The 538-nt window shown below is 55.6% G+C and carries 1 protein-coding gene and 1 pseudogene; both read right to left on the bottom strand.

From position 1 onward, the window contains the following. Window positions 1-299: pseudogene (locus B3187_RS02710) on the bottom strand (30S ribosomal protein S5); the annotation flags it as partial. A 10-nt stretch (window positions 300-309) separates the two neighbouring features. Further along, on the bottom strand, window positions 310-538 hold a 229-nt coding region (gene rplR / locus B3187_RS02705), incomplete at its 5' end, for a 50S ribosomal protein L18 (RefSeq protein ID WP_286804488.1).

Genomic DNA, 538 nt, shown 5'->3' with positions numbered 1-538 from the left:
TGCATGAACACCTTGGAGGCGCCATGACGACCTTTGGTCGGGTACTGGATAGTATCACCGTTCAGTTCAACGTCGATCATGTTACGGCGAGCGGCTTCCATTGCTTTCTGGATAGCAACCGGCACTTCACGTGCCTTACCGCGGCCAAAGCCGACCTTACCGTTACCGTCACCAACCACGGTCAGTGCGGTGAAGGCAAAGATACGACCACCTTTAACAGTCTTGGCAACACGATTGACCTGTACCAGCTTTTCCTGGAAGCCTTCGTTGTTGCCTTCTTCTTTCTTCGCGTATGCCATATCTTAACCCTTAGAATTCCAGTCCAGCTTCACGCGCAGCGTCAGCCAGGGCTTTTACGCGACCGTGGAACTTGAACCCACTACGGTCGAACGCCACCCGGGAGACACCGGCAGCTTTAGCGCGCTCTGCAATCAGAGCGCCGACAGCTTTCGCCGCCTCGCTGTTACCCGTTTTGCCTTGACGCAGATCTTTGTCCAACGTCGAGGCACTGGCCAATACGCGGCCGCCATCTTCTGCA

The sequence above is a fragment of the Marinimicrobium sp. UBA4209 genome, assembly GCF_002381585.1.
GTDB classification, from domain to species: Bacteria; Pseudomonadota; Gammaproteobacteria; order Pseudomonadales; family Cellvibrionaceae; genus Marinimicrobium; species Marinimicrobium koreense.
This window is presented reverse-complemented; position numbering and strand designations above follow the sequence as displayed.